Origin of the sequence: Nitrosospira sp. Nsp1 (genome assembly GCF_900100985.1) — a bacterium.
Taxonomy (GTDB): domain Bacteria; phylum Pseudomonadota; class Gammaproteobacteria; order Burkholderiales; family Nitrosomonadaceae; genus Nitrosospira.
Genome location: NZ_FMUF01000049.1, coordinates 1 through 1,331, shown reverse-complemented (window position 1 = coordinate 1,331; position 1,331 = coordinate 1). Strand labels below are relative to the sequence as shown.

Sequence of the window (1,331 nt, the reverse complement as noted above, 5' to 3'; positions counted from 1 at the left end):
AGCTGTATCATTTGCTTGATCATTTGATTGCTCCTTGAGGTAGGGTTCAACTCTGTATTCGTTATCCTCTGTATGCTGTTTTACTGTGGCTTATTGCAAGTCGCCCCATCCCCCTGTAATGCGGGAGCGGGGCGATTTACTTCAGGCCACTGCTCAGATTCCTCAGTTAGCCCTTTACGGTACGATACGGTTGTTGAGGATGACTTTGCTCTGTCCATTCCAGACGACGTCGGTCAGGTTGGAGTAACGCGTGACGATCTGTGCCACAACGCCGCCTGCAAACAGGCCCGACCAGCCCAGTACCACAAAGCCCCAGTGCAGCGGGGCGCTAAAGAGCTCTTCCATGAACCAGAAGGCATGGCCCCATTCGTTCAAGCCTACGTTCGGCAGGATCATGAGCGGACCGGCAATAGCCATCACCAACGGGAACGAGGTTCCCCGCGAGTACAGCGGCAGACGCGTCATGGCATACAGATAGGTGGCCACGCCGCAGACGATGTACATCGGGAAGGAGCCATAGAACACCACCACGTGACTTGGGGTGAAGCTCGTGTCGCGGATGATGACCTGGTGCCAGGAGGCATCCTGTTCGGTAAAGAAGCTACCACCCCAGTAAACGCCAAATAGGTAGACGCCCAGCCACATCATAAAATAGAAGTAGCGCTTGATCTCAAACTTGGGATCAAGATTGTCCAGTTGCTCCTTCGTGTCCCGGGTCTTCCAGATCCAGCCCCAGGTGATGAGGGCAAATATTGGCATGACGGTCATGTGGACGCGCCATAGTCCCATCCAGACTTTCTCAAACTCCGGTTCCATCGAGTCCATCCCGTGCGAATATGCGTAGGTCCGCTGATACCAGACCCAGAATATCGCCACCGCCAGCATGGTGATGAGCCCAAATTTGTACCACTTCGAGTCATACCATTGCGACATGTCGTAGTCCCGACCTCCCGACTTAGCTTGGCCCGACGTTTCTAGTGTTGTTGCCATATCACTACTCCTTTAGATTAACTACCCACTACTGTTTGAGCAGATTTGACTTAGTTCTCCATAAATATAAAAATAGGAATAAGTCCGTTTACATCATTCACCCTTGCAAAATACTTCGCCTATCAGGTAAAGATTTGAAACCCATTCCAGAATAGTGCTATTCCAAGCAGACCTAGCAGGCCAAACTTATACATCTTTGATTCGTGCAAAGTCGGCATGCTGGAAGCACGAACACCTGCTTGCGGATAGCTGCGCAACCTTCGATGTTTTGTTGCCATTTCAGTACTCCTTTTGGTTAACTCACTACCACTTCGTCCTGTAAGGAACTTCTTGCTAACCCA

General features: G+C 50.9%; 2 protein-coding genes. Both read right to left on the bottom strand.

All coding sequences use genetic code 11. The features are described from left to right. Positions 1–174 precede the first annotated feature (174 nt). The gene (locus tag BLP78_RS15000) at positions 175–990 is read right to left on the bottom strand and encodes a methane monooxygenase/ammonia monooxygenase subunit C (RefSeq protein WP_090460554.1); all 816 of its coding nucleotides are present in this window, start codon (positions 988–990) and stop codon (positions 175–177) included. A gap of 122 nt (positions 991–1,112) precedes the next feature. Beyond that, the coding region (locus BLP78_RS15710) for a hypothetical protein (protein WP_218118996.1) at positions 1,113–1,331 on the bottom strand (219 nt) is incomplete at its 5' end.

Coding starts and splice junctions, on each gene's coding strand:
- BLP78_RS15000 (WP_090460554.1), bottom strand. CDS start 990: ATGGCAACAACACTAGAAACGTCGGGCCAAGCTAAGTCGGGAGGTCGG.